This is a genomic window from Streptantibioticus parmotrematis (assembly GCF_019890615.1).
Lineage (GTDB): Bacteria > Actinomycetota > Actinomycetes > Streptomycetales > Streptomycetaceae > Streptantibioticus_D > Streptantibioticus_D parmotrematis.
Genome location: NZ_JAINVZ010000002.1, coordinates 505,186 through 522,337, shown reverse-complemented (window position 1 = coordinate 522,337; position 17,152 = coordinate 505,186). Strand labels below are relative to the sequence as shown.

13 protein-coding genes are annotated in these 17,152 nt (G+C 74.8%); 3 read left to right on the top strand and 10 right to left on the bottom strand.

Annotated elements, in window-relative coordinates; translation table 11 throughout:
* Positions 1-238 precede the first annotated feature (238 nt).
* The gene (locus K7472_RS05125; protein ID WP_222974299.1) at positions 239-1,582 is read left to right on the top strand and encodes an ABC1 kinase family protein; all 1,344 of its coding nucleotides are present in this window, start codon (positions 239-241) and stop codon (positions 1,580-1,582) included.
* Positions 1,583-1,592: 10 nt separating this feature from the next.
* Here the strand turns inward: K7472_RS05125 and K7472_RS05120 are convergent, their stop codons facing one another.
* The 5 genes from K7472_RS05120 to K7472_RS05100 form a co-directional block, all read right to left on the bottom strand.
* Positions 1,593-1,811 (bottom strand): hypothetical protein, encoded by a 219-nt coding sequence (locus K7472_RS05120; RefSeq protein ID WP_222974297.1) that lies wholly within the window; start codon positions 1,809-1,811, stop codon positions 1,593-1,595.
* A gap of 174 nt (positions 1,812-1,985) precedes the next feature.
* On the bottom strand, positions 1,986-2,297 hold the full coding sequence (locus tag K7472_RS05115; RefSeq protein ID WP_222974295.1) for a putative WhiB-interacting protein: 312 nt from the start codon (positions 2,295-2,297) through the stop codon (positions 1,986-1,988).
* The gene (locus tag K7472_RS05110; RefSeq protein WP_222974293.1) at positions 2,294-2,653 is read right to left on the bottom strand and encodes a WhiB family transcriptional regulator; all 360 of its coding nucleotides are present in this window, start codon (positions 2,651-2,653) and stop codon (positions 2,294-2,296) included. Before K7472_RS05110 ends, K7472_RS05115 begins: the two co-directional genes overlap by 4 nt.
* Positions 2,654-2,820: 167 nt before the next feature.
* A complete protein-coding gene (locus K7472_RS05105) occupies positions 2,821-3,171 on the bottom strand; it encodes a hypothetical protein (RefSeq protein WP_222974292.1) in 351 nt (116 codons plus the stop codon).
* 161 nt (positions 3,172-3,332) lie between these two features.
* Positions 3,333-5,693: an ATP-dependent DNA helicase UvrD2 gene (locus K7472_RS05100; RefSeq protein ID WP_222974289.1), complete on the bottom strand. Its 2,361-nt coding sequence runs from the start codon at positions 5,691-5,693 to the stop codon at positions 3,333-3,335.
* A 232-nt stretch (positions 5,694-5,925) separates the two neighbouring features.
* Between K7472_RS05100 and K7472_RS05095 the strand changes: the two genes are divergently transcribed.
* A complete protein-coding gene (locus tag K7472_RS05095) occupies positions 5,926-6,183 on the top strand; it encodes a mycoredoxin (protein ID WP_222974287.1) in 258 nt (85 codons plus the stop codon).
* A 74-nt stretch (positions 6,184-6,257) separates the two neighbouring features.
* Here K7472_RS05095 and nudC read toward each other — a convergent pair whose 3' ends face one another.
* The 3 genes from nudC to K7472_RS05080 all read right to left on the bottom strand — a co-directional run bounded on the left by nudC (position 6,258) and on the right by K7472_RS05080 (position 12,426).
* The gene (nudC, locus tag K7472_RS05090; protein ID WP_222974407.1) at positions 6,258-7,181 is read right to left on the bottom strand and encodes an NAD(+) diphosphatase; all 924 of its coding nucleotides are present in this window, start codon (positions 7,179-7,181) and stop codon (positions 6,258-6,260) included.
* Between the two features lie 178 nt (positions 7,182-7,359).
* Complete coding sequence (locus K7472_RS05085; RefSeq protein WP_222974285.1) at positions 7,360-8,757, bottom strand: dipeptidase; 1,398 nt, start codon at positions 8,755-8,757, stop codon at positions 7,360-7,362.
* A gap of 57 nt (positions 8,758-8,814) precedes the next feature.
* Entirely contained in the window at positions 8,815-12,426 is a 3,612-nt protein-coding gene (locus K7472_RS05080; RefSeq protein WP_222974283.1) for an ATP-dependent helicase, read from the bottom strand.
* A gap of 70 nt (positions 12,427-12,496) precedes the next feature.
* Between K7472_RS05080 and K7472_RS05075 the strand changes: the two genes are divergently transcribed.
* Positions 12,497-13,057, top strand: a complete 561-nt coding sequence (locus K7472_RS05075; protein WP_222974281.1) for a Uma2 family endonuclease — start codon at positions 12,497-12,499, stop codon at positions 13,055-13,057.
* A gap of 15 nt (positions 13,058-13,072) precedes the next feature.
* Here K7472_RS05075 and K7472_RS05070 read toward each other — a convergent pair whose 3' ends face one another.
* Both K7472_RS05070 and K7472_RS05065 read right to left on the bottom strand, forming a co-directional pair.
* Positions 13,073-16,402 carry an ATP-dependent helicase gene (locus K7472_RS05070; protein WP_222974279.1) on the bottom strand — a complete coding sequence of 1,110 codons (3,330 nt, stop codon included), beginning with the start codon at positions 16,400-16,402 and terminating at the stop codon, positions 13,073-13,075.
* Between the two features lie 273 nt (positions 16,403-16,675).
* Positions 16,676-17,044 carry an MGMT family protein gene (locus K7472_RS05065; RefSeq protein ID WP_289678870.1) on the bottom strand — a complete coding sequence of 123 codons (369 nt, stop codon included), beginning with the start codon at positions 17,042-17,044 and terminating at the stop codon, positions 16,676-16,678.
* Positions 17,045-17,152: the final 108 nt, after the last annotated feature.

Here is a 17,152-nt window from a genome sequence, read left to right as displayed (position 1 = left end):
GGATCGGCGGGGGGGGGGGGGGGAGGAGGGGGAGGGGGCGGGGAGCCCCCCGGTGGGGATCGCGAGCGTCGGCGCTCGCCTCTCCCTCTCCCTCGCCGATCTCGCCCCCGTCCGCTCCCCCGCCCCGCCGCATCCGGATTGCGGGTGCGGTGCGGGGCGGAGGACGGGGCGCGCGACAATGGCCGGGTGACCACCCCGCGCCGAGGCGGGCGGCACGGGTGTGACGAAAGAGGGGCGCATGTCGGATCTTCCTCGCAAGGCAGTGACCCGGACCGCCAAGCTCGCGGCGCTGCCCCTCGGCTTCGCGGGCCGGGCCACGCTGGGGCTCGGCAAGCGGATCGGGGGGCGTCCGGCGGACGTCGTGGCGAGCGAGTTGCAGCAGCGCACCGCCGAGCAGTTGTTCAAGGTGCTCGGGGAGCTCAAGGGCGGGGCGATGAAGTTCGGGCAGGCGCTGTCCGTCTTCGAGGCGGCGCTGCCGGAGGAGGTCGCCGGGCCGTACCGGGCGGCGTTGACGAAGTTGCAGGAAGCGGCGCCGCCGATGCCCGCGCGCACGGTGCACGAGGTGCTGGCGAAGGCGCTGGGCGAGGACTGGCGGGAGTTGTTCGAGGAGTTCGACGAGCAGCCCGCGGCGGCGGCGTCGATCGGGCAGGTGCACCGGGCGGTGTGGCACGACGGCCGGGTGGTGGCGGTCAAGGTGCAGTATCCGGGGGCGGGCGCGGCGTTGCTGTCGGATCTGTCCCAACTGGGCCGGGTGGCGCGGTTGTTCGGGCCGTTGATCCCGGGGATGGACATCAAGCCGCTGATCACGGAGCTGCGGGAGCGGGTCTCGGAGGAGCTGGACTACGCGCTGGAGGCGCAGGCGCAGCACGCGCACGCGGTGGAGTTCGCGCAGGATCCGGACGTGGTGGTGCCGGACGTGGTGCACCAGGCCGAGCAGGTTCTGGTGACGGAGTGGATGGACGGGGTGCCGCTGGCGGAGGTGATCGCGGAAGGCACGAAGTCGGAGCGGGACCGGGCGGGGCAGTTGCTGGCGCACTTCCTGTTCGCGGGTCCGGCGCGCACCGGGTTGCTGCACGCCGATCCGCATCCGGGGAACTTCCGGCTGCTGGTGGACGACGGTCCGGCGGACGGCTGGCGGCTGGGGGTGCTGGACTTCGGGACGGTGGACCGGTTGCCGGAGGGGTTGCCGTTGCCGATCGGGACGTCGTTGCGGCTGGCGCTGGACGGTGACGCCGAGGGGGTGCTGGCGATCCTGCGGGAGGAGGGGTTCGTCAGGCCGACGATCACGCTCGACCCGGACGCGGTGCTGGACTACCTGCTGCCGATCATCGAGCCGGCGGGGGTGGAGGAGTTCACCTTCGGGCGCGGCTGGATGCGCAATCAGGCGGCGCGGGTGGCCGATCCGCGCTCGCCCGCGTATCAGCTGGGCAAGCAGCTGAACCTGCCGCCGTCGTACCTGCTGATCCACCGGGTGACGCTGAGCACGATCGGCGTGCTGTGTCAGCTGGACGCCGCGGTGCGGTTGCGGGACGAACTGCTCGACTGGCTGCCGGGGTTCGCGGCGGACGACCCCGAGGGGTGAGGGGCGGCGGCTACCACCACGCGGAGTCGAGGCGGCCTTCGATGCTGCGCAGGTGGGCGCGGGCGCAGTCGTCGCAGAAGTAGCGGCGGACGCCGCCTTCGACGGAGCAGGTCCAGGTGACCGGTGTTCGCTCGCTCACGGTGCCGCAGCGCGCGCAGACCGTGGGCGGCGCGGCGTCCGGCTCGGCGGGACGGTCTTCAGAAGCGGGGTTGCGAGTCTTCTGATCCACCTGGAGACGATACCTCCGTACGCCGGGCGGATCGGGACACAACGCACCGCAGGGCCGGTCCTGTGCGGGACCGGCCCCGGGGTGGTGGCTCCTGCGGGGAGCCGAGGCGTTATGCGATCGTTACGTGGTGACGGCGGCTGCCGTCACCCCGCACGTGCGTCGTCTCCGCGCGCGTTACTGCATGACGACGAGGGCGAGCGCCCGGCGGGCCTTGAGCGAAGCGCGCTCGGCCCGTCGCTGGAGGCGGCGAGCGGTGAGCACCCGGCGGGCGGCGCGTTCGGACTCGGCCTCGTAGAGCCGTTCCTGCACATGGGCGCGGGCCAGGGCTTCTGGGAAGAGTTGCATCTCACGGGTCCTGTTCTGGCGGGTCGCCGCGGCGGCGGCGTGGTGGGTGGTCTCGAAGGCGGACGGGGTCATCGGGGCCTGCTTCTGCGGGTTGTGCGTCATCGGGTTGTCGATCGTTCCGGTGGCGGCGCGGAGCCTCATGCCACGACCTCGTTCTTGCGCGGACGGCCACGCGGCCGCTTGCGGGGCACCACGACGCCCTGCACGAACAGCTCACCGCCCCACACGCCCCAGGGCTCACGGCGGCCCTTGGCCCCGGCGAGGCAGGCCTCGCGGACCGGGCAGGTCTGGCACAGGGACTTGGCGTACTCGACGTCGGCCGGGGTCTCGGCGAAGAACACCTCGGGGTCGTAGGAGCGACAGGGGACGGGGACGCCGAGGCGCTCGATCTCGTCGTCGAGCTCGGTCAGGGGGAGCAAGGGGGCCTCCGGGGGCACGGCGGGCTGGGAGATCGTTTCGGAAGGCGGTACTGACGGGGAGGGCGGGGTGGAATGCACGGTCTGGTGTCTTCCTCGTCTGTCGGTCCGGCCGGTGGGCCGGGCTGGGTCGGTACCGGGTCGGTGTGTTCCGAGGCCCCTTCACCTGTTTCACCTGCACAAACAGAAGGGCCGCGGATCCCGGTTCACGGGTTCCGCGGCCCTGAAGGTGCCGACCTGATGGTGGATCAGGCTGGATCTCTCCAGGGTTCGAGCCCGCGGAAGGCCCGCATCTTGCGGTGGTGCTTCGTCACTGCGTTCGTGTCGCCATTGGCGGCGCTGTCCCAGTCCTGCTGCGGGAATCCGGCACCGTCGGCCGCGGGCACATAGCCGAGGGCCAGTGCTGCCGCTTCCGCCGCCGGTGCCTGGACCGGTCGCTCGCCGGCACCGCCGACAAGACGGCCGCCGCCGAAGAAGCCGGCGCCGGACAGACCGGTGCCGCGCAGAGCGCAGGCGAGGGACAGCGACGAGCCGCCGGACAGGCGGGAGTCGGTGGCCGGGCGACCGGTCAGTTTGGTGATCTCGGTGATGCTGATCATTTCTCTCGCCTCCTCTCGGCGTCTCGCGGCTTATGGGGACAGGGTCCTGCGGGTGGTTCGGGACGTGCCCGGACCAGTACATCACGGCTTCCTCAGCCCCCGGAAGGGCCGTGAGCGACCGTGCTCACGCAGGCTATGAGGATTCCATCGACGCGCGCAAACTATTTATTCGACGAATCCGTAACGGGGGCAACAGGGCTTTCGATGGAATCCGGGGTTCCGGACAGTTTCGGTTCCCCGGGTTCTTCGACGGCGGCTTCGAGGGCGCCTTCGGGAGCGTCCTGCGGCGCGAGTTCGCGGCCCGCGCACAGGGCCAGGACGTCCGCCCCGAAGCTGCGCAGCTTGCGTGCGCCGACGCCCGCGATACGGGCCAGGTCCTGCTCGTCCTCGGGCCGCGCCTCGGCGATGGCCAGCAGTGTCTTGTCGGTGAAGACGCAGAACGCGGGCTGGCCGAGGTCGCTCGCGCGGGCCCGGCGCCAGTCGTGCAGCCGCTCGTGGAGGCCCTCGTCGAGGTCGCTGGGGCAGTCCTCGCAGCGCATCAGTTTGATCTCGCCGGCCTCCGACAGCGTGCGCCCGCACACCCGGCAACGCACCGGCCCGCGCCGACGCGCCCCCGGCACGCGCTCCCCGCCGCCCCCCGCGCCGCCCACGCCGTCATCCGCGCCGCCGCGTCCCGTGCGCCCAGAGCCGGCGAGGTCGGGACCGGTCACCGAGCCGGCGGCGCCGAACGGGCCCGGCGCGGCGTGGCGGGCGCCGGGTCCGCCGCGCAGGCCGGTGAGGAAGCGGGTGGGGCGGCGGCCGCCGTATCCGCCGGGGGAACGCGACAGCGCCCATGACAGAGACAGGTGGGAGCGGGCCCGGGTGACGCCCACGTAGAGCAGGCGTCGTTCCTCCTCGATCTGCGCCTCGGTCTTCGCGTAGGTGATCGGCAGCGTGCCCTCGGTGAGGCCGACGAGGAAGACCGCGTCCCATTCCAGGCCCTTGGCGGCGTGCAGGGAGGCGAGGGTGACGCCTTCGACGGTGGGGGCGTGCTGGGCGGCGGCGCGCTCGTCGAGTTCGGCCACCAGGTCGGCGAGGGAGGCGTCGGGGCGGACGGCGGCGAAGTCTTCGGCCAGCCGCACCAGCGCGGCCAGCGACTCCCAGCGGTCGCGCGCGGCGCCGGATCCGGCGGGGGGCTGCGGGGTCCAGTTCTTGGTGGACAGCACGGCGCGCACCTGGGAGGGCAGGTCGACGGCGCCGTCCAGCAGGGTGTCGTTGGCGCCGAAGCGGGCCGCGCCACGCAGGGCGGCTCCGGCCTCGCGGACCTCGACGCGTTCGAAGAACCGTTCGGCGCCGCGCAGTTGGTAGGGCACGCCCGCGTCGGCGAGGGCCTGCTCGTAGACCTCGGACTGGGCGTTGACGCGGTAGAGGACGGCGATCTCGCTGGGGCGCACGCCGGAGTCGATCAGGCGGCGCACGTGGCGGGCGGTGCCCTCGGCCTCGGCGGGCTCGTCGGCGTACTCGGTGCAGGAGGGGTCGGGGCCGGGCGGGCGCTGGGAGACCAGTTCCAGGCGGTGGGCGGCGGCCTGGCCGCGGGCCTGGGCCAGCACGCCGTTGGCGAGGTGGACGACCTGCGGGGTGGAGCGGTAGTCGCGCACCAGCTTCACGACGGTGGCACCGGGGTAGCGGCCGCGGAAGCCGAGCAGGTACTCGGGGGTGGCCCCGGTGAAGGAGTAGATGGTCTGGCCCGCGTCGCCGACGACGCACAGGGTGTCGCGGTCGCCGAGCCACAGGTCGAGCAGGCGCTGCTGGAGGGGGCTGACGTCCTGGTACTCGTCGACGACGAAGTGCTGGTACTGGGAGCGGACCTGGTCGGCGACGTCGGGCCGCTCGTGCAGCACGCCGACGGTCAGCAGCAGCACGTCCTCGAAGTCGATCACGCCGCGGTCGCGCTTGAGCTGCTCGTAGGTGGTGTAGAGGCGGGCGGTCTCGGCGGGGTCGCGGGGGGTCTCGCGGCCGGCCCGGGCGGCGGCGGCCGCGTAGTCCTCGGGGACGGTCTGGGTGACCTTGGCCCATTCGATCTCGCCGGTGACGTCGCGCAGCTCGCCGCGGTCCAGGCGCAGGCCGCCGCGTGTGGCGGCCTCCGCGACCAGCTGGGCCTTGCGTTCGACCAGCCGGGGCAGCGGCCCGCCGACGACGCGGGGCCAGAAGTACTGGAGCTGGCGCAGGGCGGCGGAGTGGAACGTGCGGGCCTGCACCCCGGCGGCGCCCAGCTGCCGGAGCCTGCCGCGCATCTCGCCCGCGGCGCGCGCGGTGAAGGTGACCGCCAGCACGCTGCCGGGCTGGAGTATCCCGGCGCGCACCCCGTAGGCGATGCGGTGCGTGATGGCGCGGGTCTTGCCCGTTCCGGCACCGGCCAGCACGCACACCGGCCCGTGCAGCGCGGTGGCGACGGCGCGCTGCTCCGGGTCGAGCCCGTCGAGCACCGCGTCCGGGGAGTCCGGGACGGGTGCGAACAGGGAGGCTTCCGTTGGTGCAGTCACCCCGCCATGCTGCCAGGTCCGCCGGAACGGTCGGGAAAGTTGTCCACAGGTGGTGTGCGATGGTCGTACGAACACCGGCAGTCGTACCGGCGCCTGTGGACGGCGGGGCGCCCGGGAATCGACGGCGGTCGTTGAGCGTTGCAGAATCGGGTGCCACGCGAACGGCGCGTGACCGCGCACCGCGCGCCACCCGGGCCGCGCACCACCGACCGCCGAGGGAGATCGAGGACCGATGCAGGGCACCGTGACGATGTACAGCACCACGTGGTGCGGCTACTGCCGGCGGCTGAAGAGCCAGCTGGAGCGCGAGGGGATCGCGTACACCGAGATCAACATCGAGCAGGACCCGGAGTCGGCGGCGTTCGTGGAGAAGGCCAACGGCGGCAACCAGACGGTGCCCACCGTCCTGGTCGTCCCGGCCGGCGGCGGCGAGGACGTCGTGATGACGAACCCGAGCCTGGCCCAGGTCAAGCAGGCCCTCGCGGTCTGAGGCCCCAAGGCGGACGCCCGCGCCCCGTCTCCCAGCGGTGGGCTGGGAGACGGGGCGCGGGCATGCGTAAGCCGTTACGCGTTCCGCTGCGCGCCGCCCGTCGGAAGCGGCTCGCCGAACCACAGCTCGATCAGGCGGGCCGCGATCGAGATGCCGCTCGGCGGCAGGATCTCGCCGGACTCGATGCCCTGGCGCAGGTCGTCGCGGGAGAACCAGCGGGCCTCGTGGATCTCCTCGCCGTCCACCGTGATCTCGGAGCTGGTGGCGCGGGCCATGAAGCCCAGCATCAGGCTGGAGGGGAACGGCCAGGGCTGGCTGGCGACGTAGGAGACCTCGCCGACCGTCACGCCGGTCTCCTCGGCCACCTCGCGCACCACGGCCTGCTCGATGGGCTCCCCCGGCTCGACGAATCCGGCGAGGGTGGAGAAGCGGCCCTGCGGCCAGTGCAGCTGGTGGCCGAGCAGGCAGCGGTCCTGGTCGTCGGTGACGAGCATGATGACGGCCGGGTCGGTGCGCGGGTAGTGCTCGGCGCCGCAGGCCGGGCAGCGGCGTACGTGCCCGGCGGCGGCGATGACGGTGCGTTCGCCGCAGCGGGAGCAGAAGCGGTGCATGCGCTGCCAGTTCTCCAGCGCGACGGCGTGCACCATCAGTCCCGCGTCGCGTTCCGACAGCAGGCCGCCGACCTCGCGCAGTCCGGCGGGCCTGGCGGCGTCGTCCATGCGGCCGGGCAGGGTGTCCTTCTGGAGGGCGAAGTAGTGCGTGCCCTTCTCGTCGGTGCCCAGGAAGTAGCGGTGGTTCTCGCTGACGGGGGCGTCGAAGGAGGGGACGAGGACGAGTTCGGTGCGCCCGTCGGCGGTGTCCTCGACGAGGACCTGGCCGCCGGATACCACCAGGACGCGGGTGGACGGGTGGCTCCAGGCGGCCGCCAGCCACGCCTCGTCCAGCCGGTGGTGGGCGGCGCGGTCGACACCCGGGCGGGTGAGGGCCAGGGGCCGCATGGGCAGGGGTGCTTGTGCTACGGACAAGGCTGCTTCCAACTCCCCTTGAAACGTGGACGTTCCGGGACGCGGTACGGCGTCGTGCCGTACGGCGTCACGCGTGGCGCCGGGCGGCGCCGCGGTCTCCTCGCGGCGCCCGCGACGGGCGCGGCGCCGCCTTCGGTTCACGGCGTCGCGCTCACCGCCGCCAATTCTCCGCCAGGTCGCTCCACAGGTACGCGGCGGTCTCCACGCCCTTGAGGAGCAGATCCAGCTCGACCTTCTCGTTCACCGAGTGCCAGCCGTCGGACGGTACGGAGATTCCCAGGAAGAGCACGGGCACGCCCAGCACGTCCTGGAGGTCCGCGGCCGGACCCGAGCCACCCTCACGAGTGAAGAGCACCTCGCGTTCGAAGGCCCGCCCCATCGCGCGGGTGAGCGCGGTCAGCGCGGGGTGGTCGAGCGGCGTCAGGCAGGGGCGGGTGGCGCCCCAGAAGGTGACCTCGTGGCGGATGCCGGCGGGCAGCCGGGCGGCGATCCAGTCGCGTACGGCCTGCTGCACCTTGCCGGTGTCCTGCCCGGCGACCAGCCGGAACGACAGCTTCAGCTGCGCGGTGGCGGGCACGATGGTCTTGCCGCCGGGGCCGCCGTAGCCGCCGTGGATGCCGTTGACCTCGGCGGTCGGGCGGGCCCAGATCCGTTCCAGGGTGGTGTGGCCGGTCTCGCCGAGGGCGGCGTGGGACTTCGCGGTGCGCAGCCAGCCCGCCTCGTCGAAGGGCAGGGCGGCGAACAGTTCGCGTTCGCGGTCGGTCAGCTCGGTGACGCCGTCGTAGAACCCGGGGACGGCGACGCGCCGGTCCTCGTCGTGCAGGGCGGCGGCGAGCCGGGCGGCCTCGGTGGCGGGGTTGGGGACCGCGCCGCCGAACGAGCCGGAGTGGATGTCCTGGTCGGGCCCGTACAGGTCGACCTGGCAGTCGGCGAGGCCGCGCATGCCGGTGCACACGGTCGGGGTGTCCTTCGCCCACATGCCGGTGTCGGAGACGATCGCGGTGTCGCAGGCGAGCCGGTCGGCGCGGTCGCGCAGCAGGGCGGCGAAGTGCGGGGAGCCGGACTCCTCCTCGCCCTCGACGATCAGCTTGAGGTTGACGGCGGGCGCGGTGCGGCCGGTGGCGGCGAGGTGCGCGCGGACCCCGAGGGTGTGGAAGAAGACCTGTCCCTTGTCGTCGGCGGCGCCGCGCGCGTACATCCGGCCGCCCCGGATCACCGGTTCGAACGGGTCGGAGTCCCAGCCGTCCTCGCGGGCGGCGGGCTGCACGTCGTGGTGGCCGTAGACCAGGACGGTGGGCGCGTCCGGGTCGCCGGACGGCCACTCGGCGTAGACCGCGGGCAGGCCGGGGGTCGGCCAGACCTCGACGACGGGGAAGCCGGTGGCGCTCAGCTCGGCGGCGAGCCACTCGGCGCTGCGGGTCACGTCGCCTGCGCGCCCGGGGTCGGCGGAGACCGAGGGGATCCGCAGCCAGGCGGCGAGGTCGTCGAGGAACGCGTCGCGGTGGGTGTCGATGTACGCGCGGACGCCGTTGTCCGGGGTGCTACTCATGCCCCGAGCCTATCCGGGTGTGACCGCCGGTGGGCCGGGGGCGGTCGCCGCGGGCGGTCAGGGTGCCTCGTCGAGGACCGCCGCGAACGGGTCGTCCGGGCGTACCGCGGCGGCCTCGTCGGCGTCGTCGGCGTCGTCGCGGGCGTCCTCGCCGCGCATCAGCCGCTCCAGCGCGGCGCGGTCCGGCAGGTCGTCCGGGCGCACGATCCGGCCGGTGCGGATGAAGACGAACGCGGCGCGGACCCGCTGCGGGGGCAGCCCGTGCCGTTCCGCCCAGGCCAGCCGGTAGACGGCGAGCTGGAGGGGGTCGGCGTCGGCGGTGCGGCCGGTCTTCCAGTCGACGATCTCGAAACCGCCGTCCGGCTCGGCGTAGACCGCGTCGATCCGGCCGCGCACCAGGCGTCCGGCCAGCGTCATCTGGAACGGGAACTCGACGGCGTGCGGGGTGCGCTCCGCGTAGGGCGTGCGGGCGAACGCCTCCTTGAGGGCTTCCAGATCGCGTTCGTCGGCGATCTCGGCGTCCGGTTCCGGTTCCATGCCGGGCAGTTCGTCCAGGCCGATCAGCGGCAGCTCCTCGAAGCGCGACTCCAGCCAGGCGTGGAAGCGGGTGCCGCGCCGGGCGCCGGGCCGCGGCTCGCGCGGCATGGGCCGGGCCAGCTCGTGGGCGAACGCGTCGGGGTCCTCCGCCATCCGCAGCAGCTGCGAGGCGGTGAGCGACGCCGGTACGGGTACCTCGCGGCCGGTGCGGCGGGCCGCGCGCAGTTCGGCGGCGAGCGCGTCGAGGTCCCGGTCCCAGGAGTCGACGGCACGGGCTTCCTCGGGCAGCAGCGCCGCCGACGGCTGCGGCGCGGGCTCGTGAGGGGTGAGTGCCGGTGCGGTTTCGGGCCGCGGCGCGGGCTCCGGTACGGGGCCGTGCGCGACGGGGCCGTGCGTGACGGGGTCGGCCTCCGGGCGGGCGGCGGGCACGCGGGGCCGCTCGGTGGACCACTCCTCCCAGCCGCCGTCCTCCCCGGCTTCGTCCTCCCAGGCGGCCTCGTCCCACTCCGGCCCGCCGCCCAGGTCCGGCTTCGGCTCACCCCAGTCGGGCTCCTCCGGCTCCTCCGGCGGCGGCCAGTCGGGGTCCACGAAGTCCTCGGCCCGGCCGGCGGACTCGCGCGGGCCGGACGTCGCCGACCACTCCTCCAGCAGCCCCCGCACCGTCCGGGCCGCCTCCCGGCGGCGGTCCAGCGCGGCGGGGTCGAGCGGCAGCGGCCAGGTGTGGTCGGGGGCGGCGTCCAGCGACGGGTTCGTCGCGTCGTCGGCCGGTTCGTCGGCCCACGCCTCGATCTCGCCGAAGCCGGGGCCCGCCTCGCAGTGCTCGCGCAGCGCCAGCAGGAAGTCCGAGGGGCCGCGCTTCTTCTTCTGGGTGGGCCCCCACCAGTGGCCGCTGGCCAGCAGCAGGGAGCGCGGGCGGGTGAACGTGACGTAGCCCAGGCGCAGTTCCTCGGTGGCGTTGTGCTCGCGCATCGCGACGCGAAACGCGTCGAGGCCCTGTTTGGTCCAGTCGGTGACGTCGGGCAGGGTGGCCGCGTCGCCGCGCAGGGCGTGCGGCAGCACCTGGGGGCTGACCGGCCACAGCTCGCGGGCCTTGGCGGAGGGGAACGCGTCGCGGACCAGTCCCGGCACCACGACGACGTCCCACTCCAGGCCCTTGGCCTTGTGGGCGGTGAGCACCTTGACAGTGTTCTCGCCGCCGGGCAGGGAGCCGTCGAGGCCCTTCTCGTACTGGACGGCGGTGCGCAGGAAGGCGAGGAAGGCGCGCAGGGTGGCGTCGCCGTCGAGGGAGGCGAAGCCCGCGGCGACGTCGAGGAAGGCGCGCAGTGTCTCGCGGCGGCGGGCGGCGAGCGCGTGCGGGGAGGCGGACAGCTCGACCTCCAGGCCGGTGACGGCGAGCACCCGGTGCAGCACGTCCATCAGCGGGTCGGCGAGCGCGCGGCGCAGGTCGCGCAGTTCGGCGGCGAGGCGGGCGAAGCGGGCGCGGGCGGCGGTGGAGAACGGCAGTGCGTCGCCGGGGTGGGAGGCGGCGTCGAGGAAGGTCTCCAGGGCGTCGGCGAGCGAGACGACCTCGGCGGGGTCGGTGCCCTCGACGGCCCTGGCCAGCGGGTCGCCGCCGTCGTCGCCGCGGGCGTGCCGGACCAGCAGGCGGGCGCGGCGGCCGAGCAGCGCCAGGTCGCGGGGGCCGATGCGCCAGCGGGGGCCGGTCAGCAGGCGGACGAGGGCGGAGTTGGCGGTGGGGTCGTGCAGGACCTCGCAGGTGGCGACGAGGTCGGCGATCTCCGGCAGGTGCAGCAGCCCGGACAGGCCGACGACCTCGACGGGCACGTCGCGTTCCACCAGTGCGGCGTGCAGGTCGGCGAAGTGCCCCGCGGTGCGGCACAGCACCGCGATCTCGCCGGGCGGGGTGCCGGTGGCGACGAGGTGGCGCACGGAGTCGGCGGCCCAGGCGGTCTCGTCGGCCTGGGTGGGCAGCAGGGCGCAGCGCACCGTGCCGTCATGTTCGGCGCCGGGCGCGGGTCGCAACGCCTCGACGCCTTCGTGGCGGGCGCGCAGCGGGGCGGCGAGGCGGTTGGCGAACTCCAGCAGGCGGCCGCCGCTGCGCCGGTTCTCGCTGAGCGAGTGGCGGGCGGCGGGGGTGCCGTCGCGGTGCGGGAAGTGCCGGGGGAAGTCGTCGAGGTTGGCGACGGAGGCGCCGCGCCAGCCGTAGATGGCCTGGCAGGGGTCGCCGACGGCGGTGACCGGGTGGCCGGTGCCGTCGCCGAAGAGGGCAGCGAGCAGCAGCCGTTGGGCGACGGAGGTGTCCTGGTACTCGTCCAGCAGCACGACGCCGAACTCCTCGCGCAGCGCCCGCCCGACCTGCGGATGGCGGCGGGCGAGTGCGGCGGACAGCGCGATCTGGTCGCCGAAGTCGAGCAGGTCGCGGCTCTTCTTCTGGGCGCGGTAGGCGGCGACGAGTGAGGCCAGTTCGGTGCGGGCGCGCACGGCCGGGGCGACGTCGCGCACCCACGCGTAGCCGCGTTTCGCGGGGTCGAGGGTGTCGAGCAGGGCGGTGAGTTCGTCGTCGTACGCGGTCAGCCGGGCGGGCTCGGTGAGGTGCTCGGAGAGTTCCGCGTCGAGGGCGAGCAGGTCGGCGGTGAGGGCGGACAGGCCACGGGTGAGGGCGGGGTGGGGGCCGGGGCTGGCGGCCAGGACGCGGGCGGCGAGCTGGTAGCGGGTGGCGTCGGCGAGCAGCCGGGAGCCGGGTTCCAGGCCGATGCGCAGGCCGTGGTCGGTCAGGAGCTGTCCGGCGAAGGCGTGGTAGGTGGAGATGCGCGGGTCGCCGGGGGCGGTGTCGGGGTCGGCCGGGTCGGGGTCGGTGACGCCCGCGCGCGCGAGGGCGGTGCGGACGCGCTCGGACAGTTCGCCCGCGGCCTTGTTGGTGAACGTCAGTCCCAGCACCCGGTCGGGGGCGACCTGCCCGGTGCCGACCAGCCAGACCACCCGGGCGGCCATCACCGTGGTCTTGCCGGATCCGGCTCCGGCCACGATGACGTTCGGGGCGAGCGGCGCGGTGACGCAGGCCAGCTGCTCCGGGGTGAACGGGATCCCGAGCAGTTCCTTCAGCTGCTCGGGATCGGTGAGGCGCGAGGACACACCGGGAGGCTACCGGCCACCTCGGACAACCCGAGCGGATGGGGCACGGCCGCCTCTAGACTGATCCGAAATGACCTGGGAGGGCGCCGTGTCCACCACGTTGGACGAGATGTTCGAGCTGATCGAGGCCATGAACGTCCCTGAGGACTACCGCGCGGAGATCATCGAGGGGGAGATCGTCCTGAATCCGCAGCGGGCCACGCACGCGACCATCATCCGGTTGCTGGCGGACGACCTGGCGAAGGCGCGTGGCCGCATGGCCCCCATCCTCTGGGACGTTCGCATCGACTTCCCCGGGACGCTCAACGGCTTCGCGCCGGACCTGGCGCTGGCGGCACCTGAGGCCAAGGCGCTCCCGAACGGAAGCTACCGGTACCAGGACATCGAACTGGTGGCCGAGGTGGTGTCGCAGAGCAGCCGCCGGGACGACTACGGGGCCAAGCTGGAGGTGTACGCCTCAGCCGGTGCCCCCGTCTATCTGCTTGCCGACCCCAAGCTCGGATTCACGCACGTGAACTTCCAGCCGAAGAAGGGCGCGTACTCCGACGTGTTGACCTACGCCTTCGGCCAGGTGTTCACGCTGCCCGGGTCCGGTATCCGGATCGACACCACGGACTGGCCGCGCGACTGAGCGCAGGCGGCAGCCTCACTCCACGACGTGCCTGCCCTCCGGGCGGGCGGAGCAGGTGCGGTGGAAGGCGCAGTGGCCGCAGTGCTGGCCGGGGCTGGGGACGAAGCGTTCCTCCAGGACGCGGGAGGCGGCCTCGGCGAGCAGGCCCGCCGCCCAGTCGCCGTCCCCGCCGCTGACCGCAGGCTGGGCCTGGACGCGGGGCAGCGCCTCGCCGCCCTCCTTCTTCGGGGCGGGCTGCCGCAGCTGGACGAGTTCGGCGCCGCCCGGCTCCGCGCCGGTCTCCTCGGCGACGGCGAGCTGGTAGACGGCGAGCTGGGGGTGGCGGGCGACCTCGGCGCCCGTGGGGGCGTTCTTGCCGGTCTTGAAGTCGACGACGTACAGCCGCCCTTCCTCGTCGCGCTCCAGGCGGTCGACGCTGCCGCGCACGTGGACCGCGTAGGACCCGGCCCGCAGGGTGACGTCGACCGGGTGCTCGGAGTCGACGGGCTCGCGGCCGCGTTCCATGACGTGCCAGCGCAGGAAGCGCTCCAGGGCGGCGCGGGCCTGCTCGCGTTCCTGGCGGGACTTGAACGGCGCCTCGAAGGCGAGCGCGTCCCAGACCGAGTCCAGGCGTTCCATGAGCACGTCGAGGCGGGCCGGGGCGCGTCCCGCCGTGACCTCGTCGGCGAGGACGTGCACCACGTTGCCGAAACCCTGCGCGGTGGTCGACGGGTCGTCCGCGCGCACCTCCCGGCCCAGGAACCACTGCAACGAGCAGGTGTTGACGAGCTGGTCCAGCGCGCTGGCCGACAGCGCGACCGGCTGCGCGGGGTCGCGCAGCGGCGCGCCGGTGTGCGTCGGCTCGTCCAGGCCCCACCAGCGGTCCGGGTGCGCGGCCGGTACGAGGGCGTGGCCGTCGTCGGTGAGCGCGGCGAGCCGGGCCAGCCGTACGGCGGCGGCGTGCCGCAGCGCCGGGGTCGCGTCGGGGTCGACGGTGGTGGCGCGCAGTTCGGCGACGAGGGCGGCGACGGCGAGCGGGCGGCGCGGGCGGACGGTGACGTCGCGCGGCTCGACGCCGAGTTCGGCCAGGAAACGGGAGGGCTGGTCGCCGTCGGCCGCCGGGGCCTTGACGGCGGTGACGACGAGGCGGTCGCGGGCGCGGGTGGCGGCCACGTAGAAGAGCCTGCGTTCCTCCGCGAGCAGTGCGCCGGGCGGCAGGGGTTCGGCCAGGCCGTCGCGGCCGATGCGGTCGGCCTCCAGCAGCGAGCCGCGCCGCCGCAGGTCGGGCCAGAGTCCTTCCTGCACGCCCGCGACGACCACCAGCGGCCATTCCAGGCCCTTGCTGCGGTGCGCGGTCATCAGGCGCACCGCGTCGGGCCGCACGGCGCGGCGGGTCAGCACGTCGGCGGCGATGTCCTGGGCGTCGAGTTCCGCGAGCAGGTTGAGGGCGCCACGGCCGCCGGTGCGTTCCTCGGCGCGGGCGGCGGTCTCGAACAGCGCGCAGACGGCGTCCAGGTCCCGGTCGGCGTTGCGGGCCGCCGCGCCGCCGCGCAGGGCGGCACGTTCCAGCCGGCCCGGCCACGGCGTGCCGTCCCACAGCAGCCACAGCGCCTCCTGCGGGGTGCCGCCGCGCGCGAGGATGCGGCGGGCGCGGCGCAGCAGGTCGCCCAGGCGCTGGGCTCCTCTGGCGTGGAGGGGGTCGTGGGCGGCCAGGCGTTCCGGCTCGGCGAGCGCCTCGGCGAGCAGGACGTCGGACGGCCTGGGCACGGCCCGCCCGGCGGCGCGTTCCTCCTCGCGCAGGGCGCGGCCGAGTACCCGCAGGTCGGTGGCGTCGAGCCCGGCGAGGGGGGAGGTCAGCAGGGTCAGGGCGTCCTCGACGGGCAGCCAGGCGGGCGGGCCGCCGGCCGGCTCGGGGCTTGCGGCGGCGCCGGGCGCGGGGGCCTGCATTTCCTCGGCCGCCTCCGGGCTGGTGGCGGCGCCGTCCAGCGCCCCCCGCGCCGCGACCCGTAGCGCCAGCAGCAGCGGGGCGACGGCGGGCTCGTCGCGCAGCGGGAGGTCGTCACCGTCGATCTCGACGGGCACTCCGGCCGAGGTCAGCGCGCGCCGCAGCACGGGCAGCGACCGCGCCCCCGAACGCACCAGCACCGCCATCTCCCGCCACGGCAGTCCGTCCTCCAGGTGGGCGCGGCGCAGCAGGTCGGCGACGGCGTCGGTCTCGGCCCCCGCGGTCGGGAAGGTCAGCGCCTCGACGCGGCCGCCCTCGCGCACCGCGGTCGGTTCGCGGTGGGCGCGGACCGCGTCGGCGGGCAGCCGGGTCAGCGGCATCCGCCGGGACAACAGCCGGGTCGCCGCCAGCAGTCCGGCGCCGGAGCGGCGGGAGACGCCCAGCACGGCGACCGGTGCCGGGCGGCCGTCGGCGCGGCGGAACGTGTCGGGGAAGTCGAGGATGCCGCCCACGTCGGCGCCGCGGAAGGCGTAGATCGACTGGTCGGGGTCGCCGAACGCCACCAGGGTGCGGCCGCCCGAGGCGAGCGCGGCCAGCAGCCGGACCTGCGCGGGGTCGGTGTCCTGGTACTCGTCGACGAAGACCGCGTCGTAGTCCCCGGCGCGTTCGCGGGCGGCGGGGACCGCGCGGTGTACGAGGTCGGTGTAGTCGACGGCCCCCTGCCAGTCCATCACGTCCAGGTATTCGGCGAGGAACCCGGCGGCGGCCTGCCAGTCAGGGCGTCCGGCACGGCGCGCGAACGCCTCCAGCTCCCCGGGCGCGAGTCCCAGCTCCCGGGTGCGCGCCAGCACCGCCCGCACCTCGTCGGCGAAGCCGCGGGTGGTCAGGCAGGCGCGCAGGTCGTCCGGCCAGCGCACGGCCGCCCGCCCGGCCCGCGCCAGCTCGGCCTGCCCGGCGAGCAGTTCCCGTACGACGACGTCCTGTTCGGGTCCCGACAGCAGGCGCAGCGGGTAGGAGAAGCGCTCCGGGTCCTGGTGGGCGCGGACCAGGGCGTAGCAGTACGAGTGGAAGGTCGTCGCCGTCGGCGCTCCCGCGGCGCCGCCGCTTCCGTCGAGGCGGGCGGCGATGCGGTCCCGCAGTTCACCGGCGGCCCTGCGGCTGAAGGTGAGCACCAGCACGCGTGCCGGATCGGTGCCGCGGCGCACCCGTTCCGCCACCGCCTCCACCAGCGTCGTCGTCTTCCCCGTGCCGGGACCGGCGAGCACCAGGAGCGGTCCGCCCCCGTGGTCAACCACGGCGCGCTGCCGGGCGTCCAGATCAGGGAGCACCGGCGCCCGCGGCGGGGTGTGGACCAGCCGGTAGCCGCGCGCCGGGACGCGCGCGCGCCGGGCACGAGGGGAACGACTGGAGGGGGAGGTCACGTGGATCGGCGGTTCCGGTTGCGGGGGCGGTCGGGGTCGGCGGCGCGGTCGTGCGGGCGGTCGCGGGGGTCGTACGGGCGGTCGGGCGGCGGTGCGGCGGGGGCCGCCGGGCCGGGTGCCGACGCTACGCCACGCCCCGCGCGGGCCGGTGGCCGCCTCGCCGCGCCCTGCGGTCCTCCGTGCGCCGTGGCGTCCGCTACTCCGTCCGGGCCGCGGACCGGGTGTCCCGGCGCCGGATGGCGGAAGCTGGATGGTGTGAACAGCCGTGGGCACTCACCCGCGCGTCCCGTCCCACCGGGCCCGCGCCAGGTCCAGGCGGGGTATGCGGTCACCGGCGGACCGCGCCGCGTCGCGCAGCGGTGTGCCCTCCTCGCGGTATCGGGCCAGCGCCTTCCGCTCGGCCCCGGGCAGCGGGCGGCCGTCGGCGCGCACCACCCGCCACCACGGCACGCCGCCGCCGTACAGCGCCATGACGCGGCCGACCTGGCGCGGGCCGCCCTCTTCCAGCCACTCGGCCACGTCGCCGTAGGTCATCACCTTGCCGGGCGGGATCGCCTCGGCGACGTCGAGCACCCGCTCCGCGTACGCGGGCAGCTCACCGGCTTCCCCCTCGGGGACGTGCTCGTCGCTCACCCGGGCCATCCTGCCGCATGCCACCGACAGTCCCCCCGGGCGCGCGTACGGAGGCCGCGCGGCGCATACCATCCGGCGCCCGCTCCCTCGAAATGCACCCTCATGCCCCCATCCGGG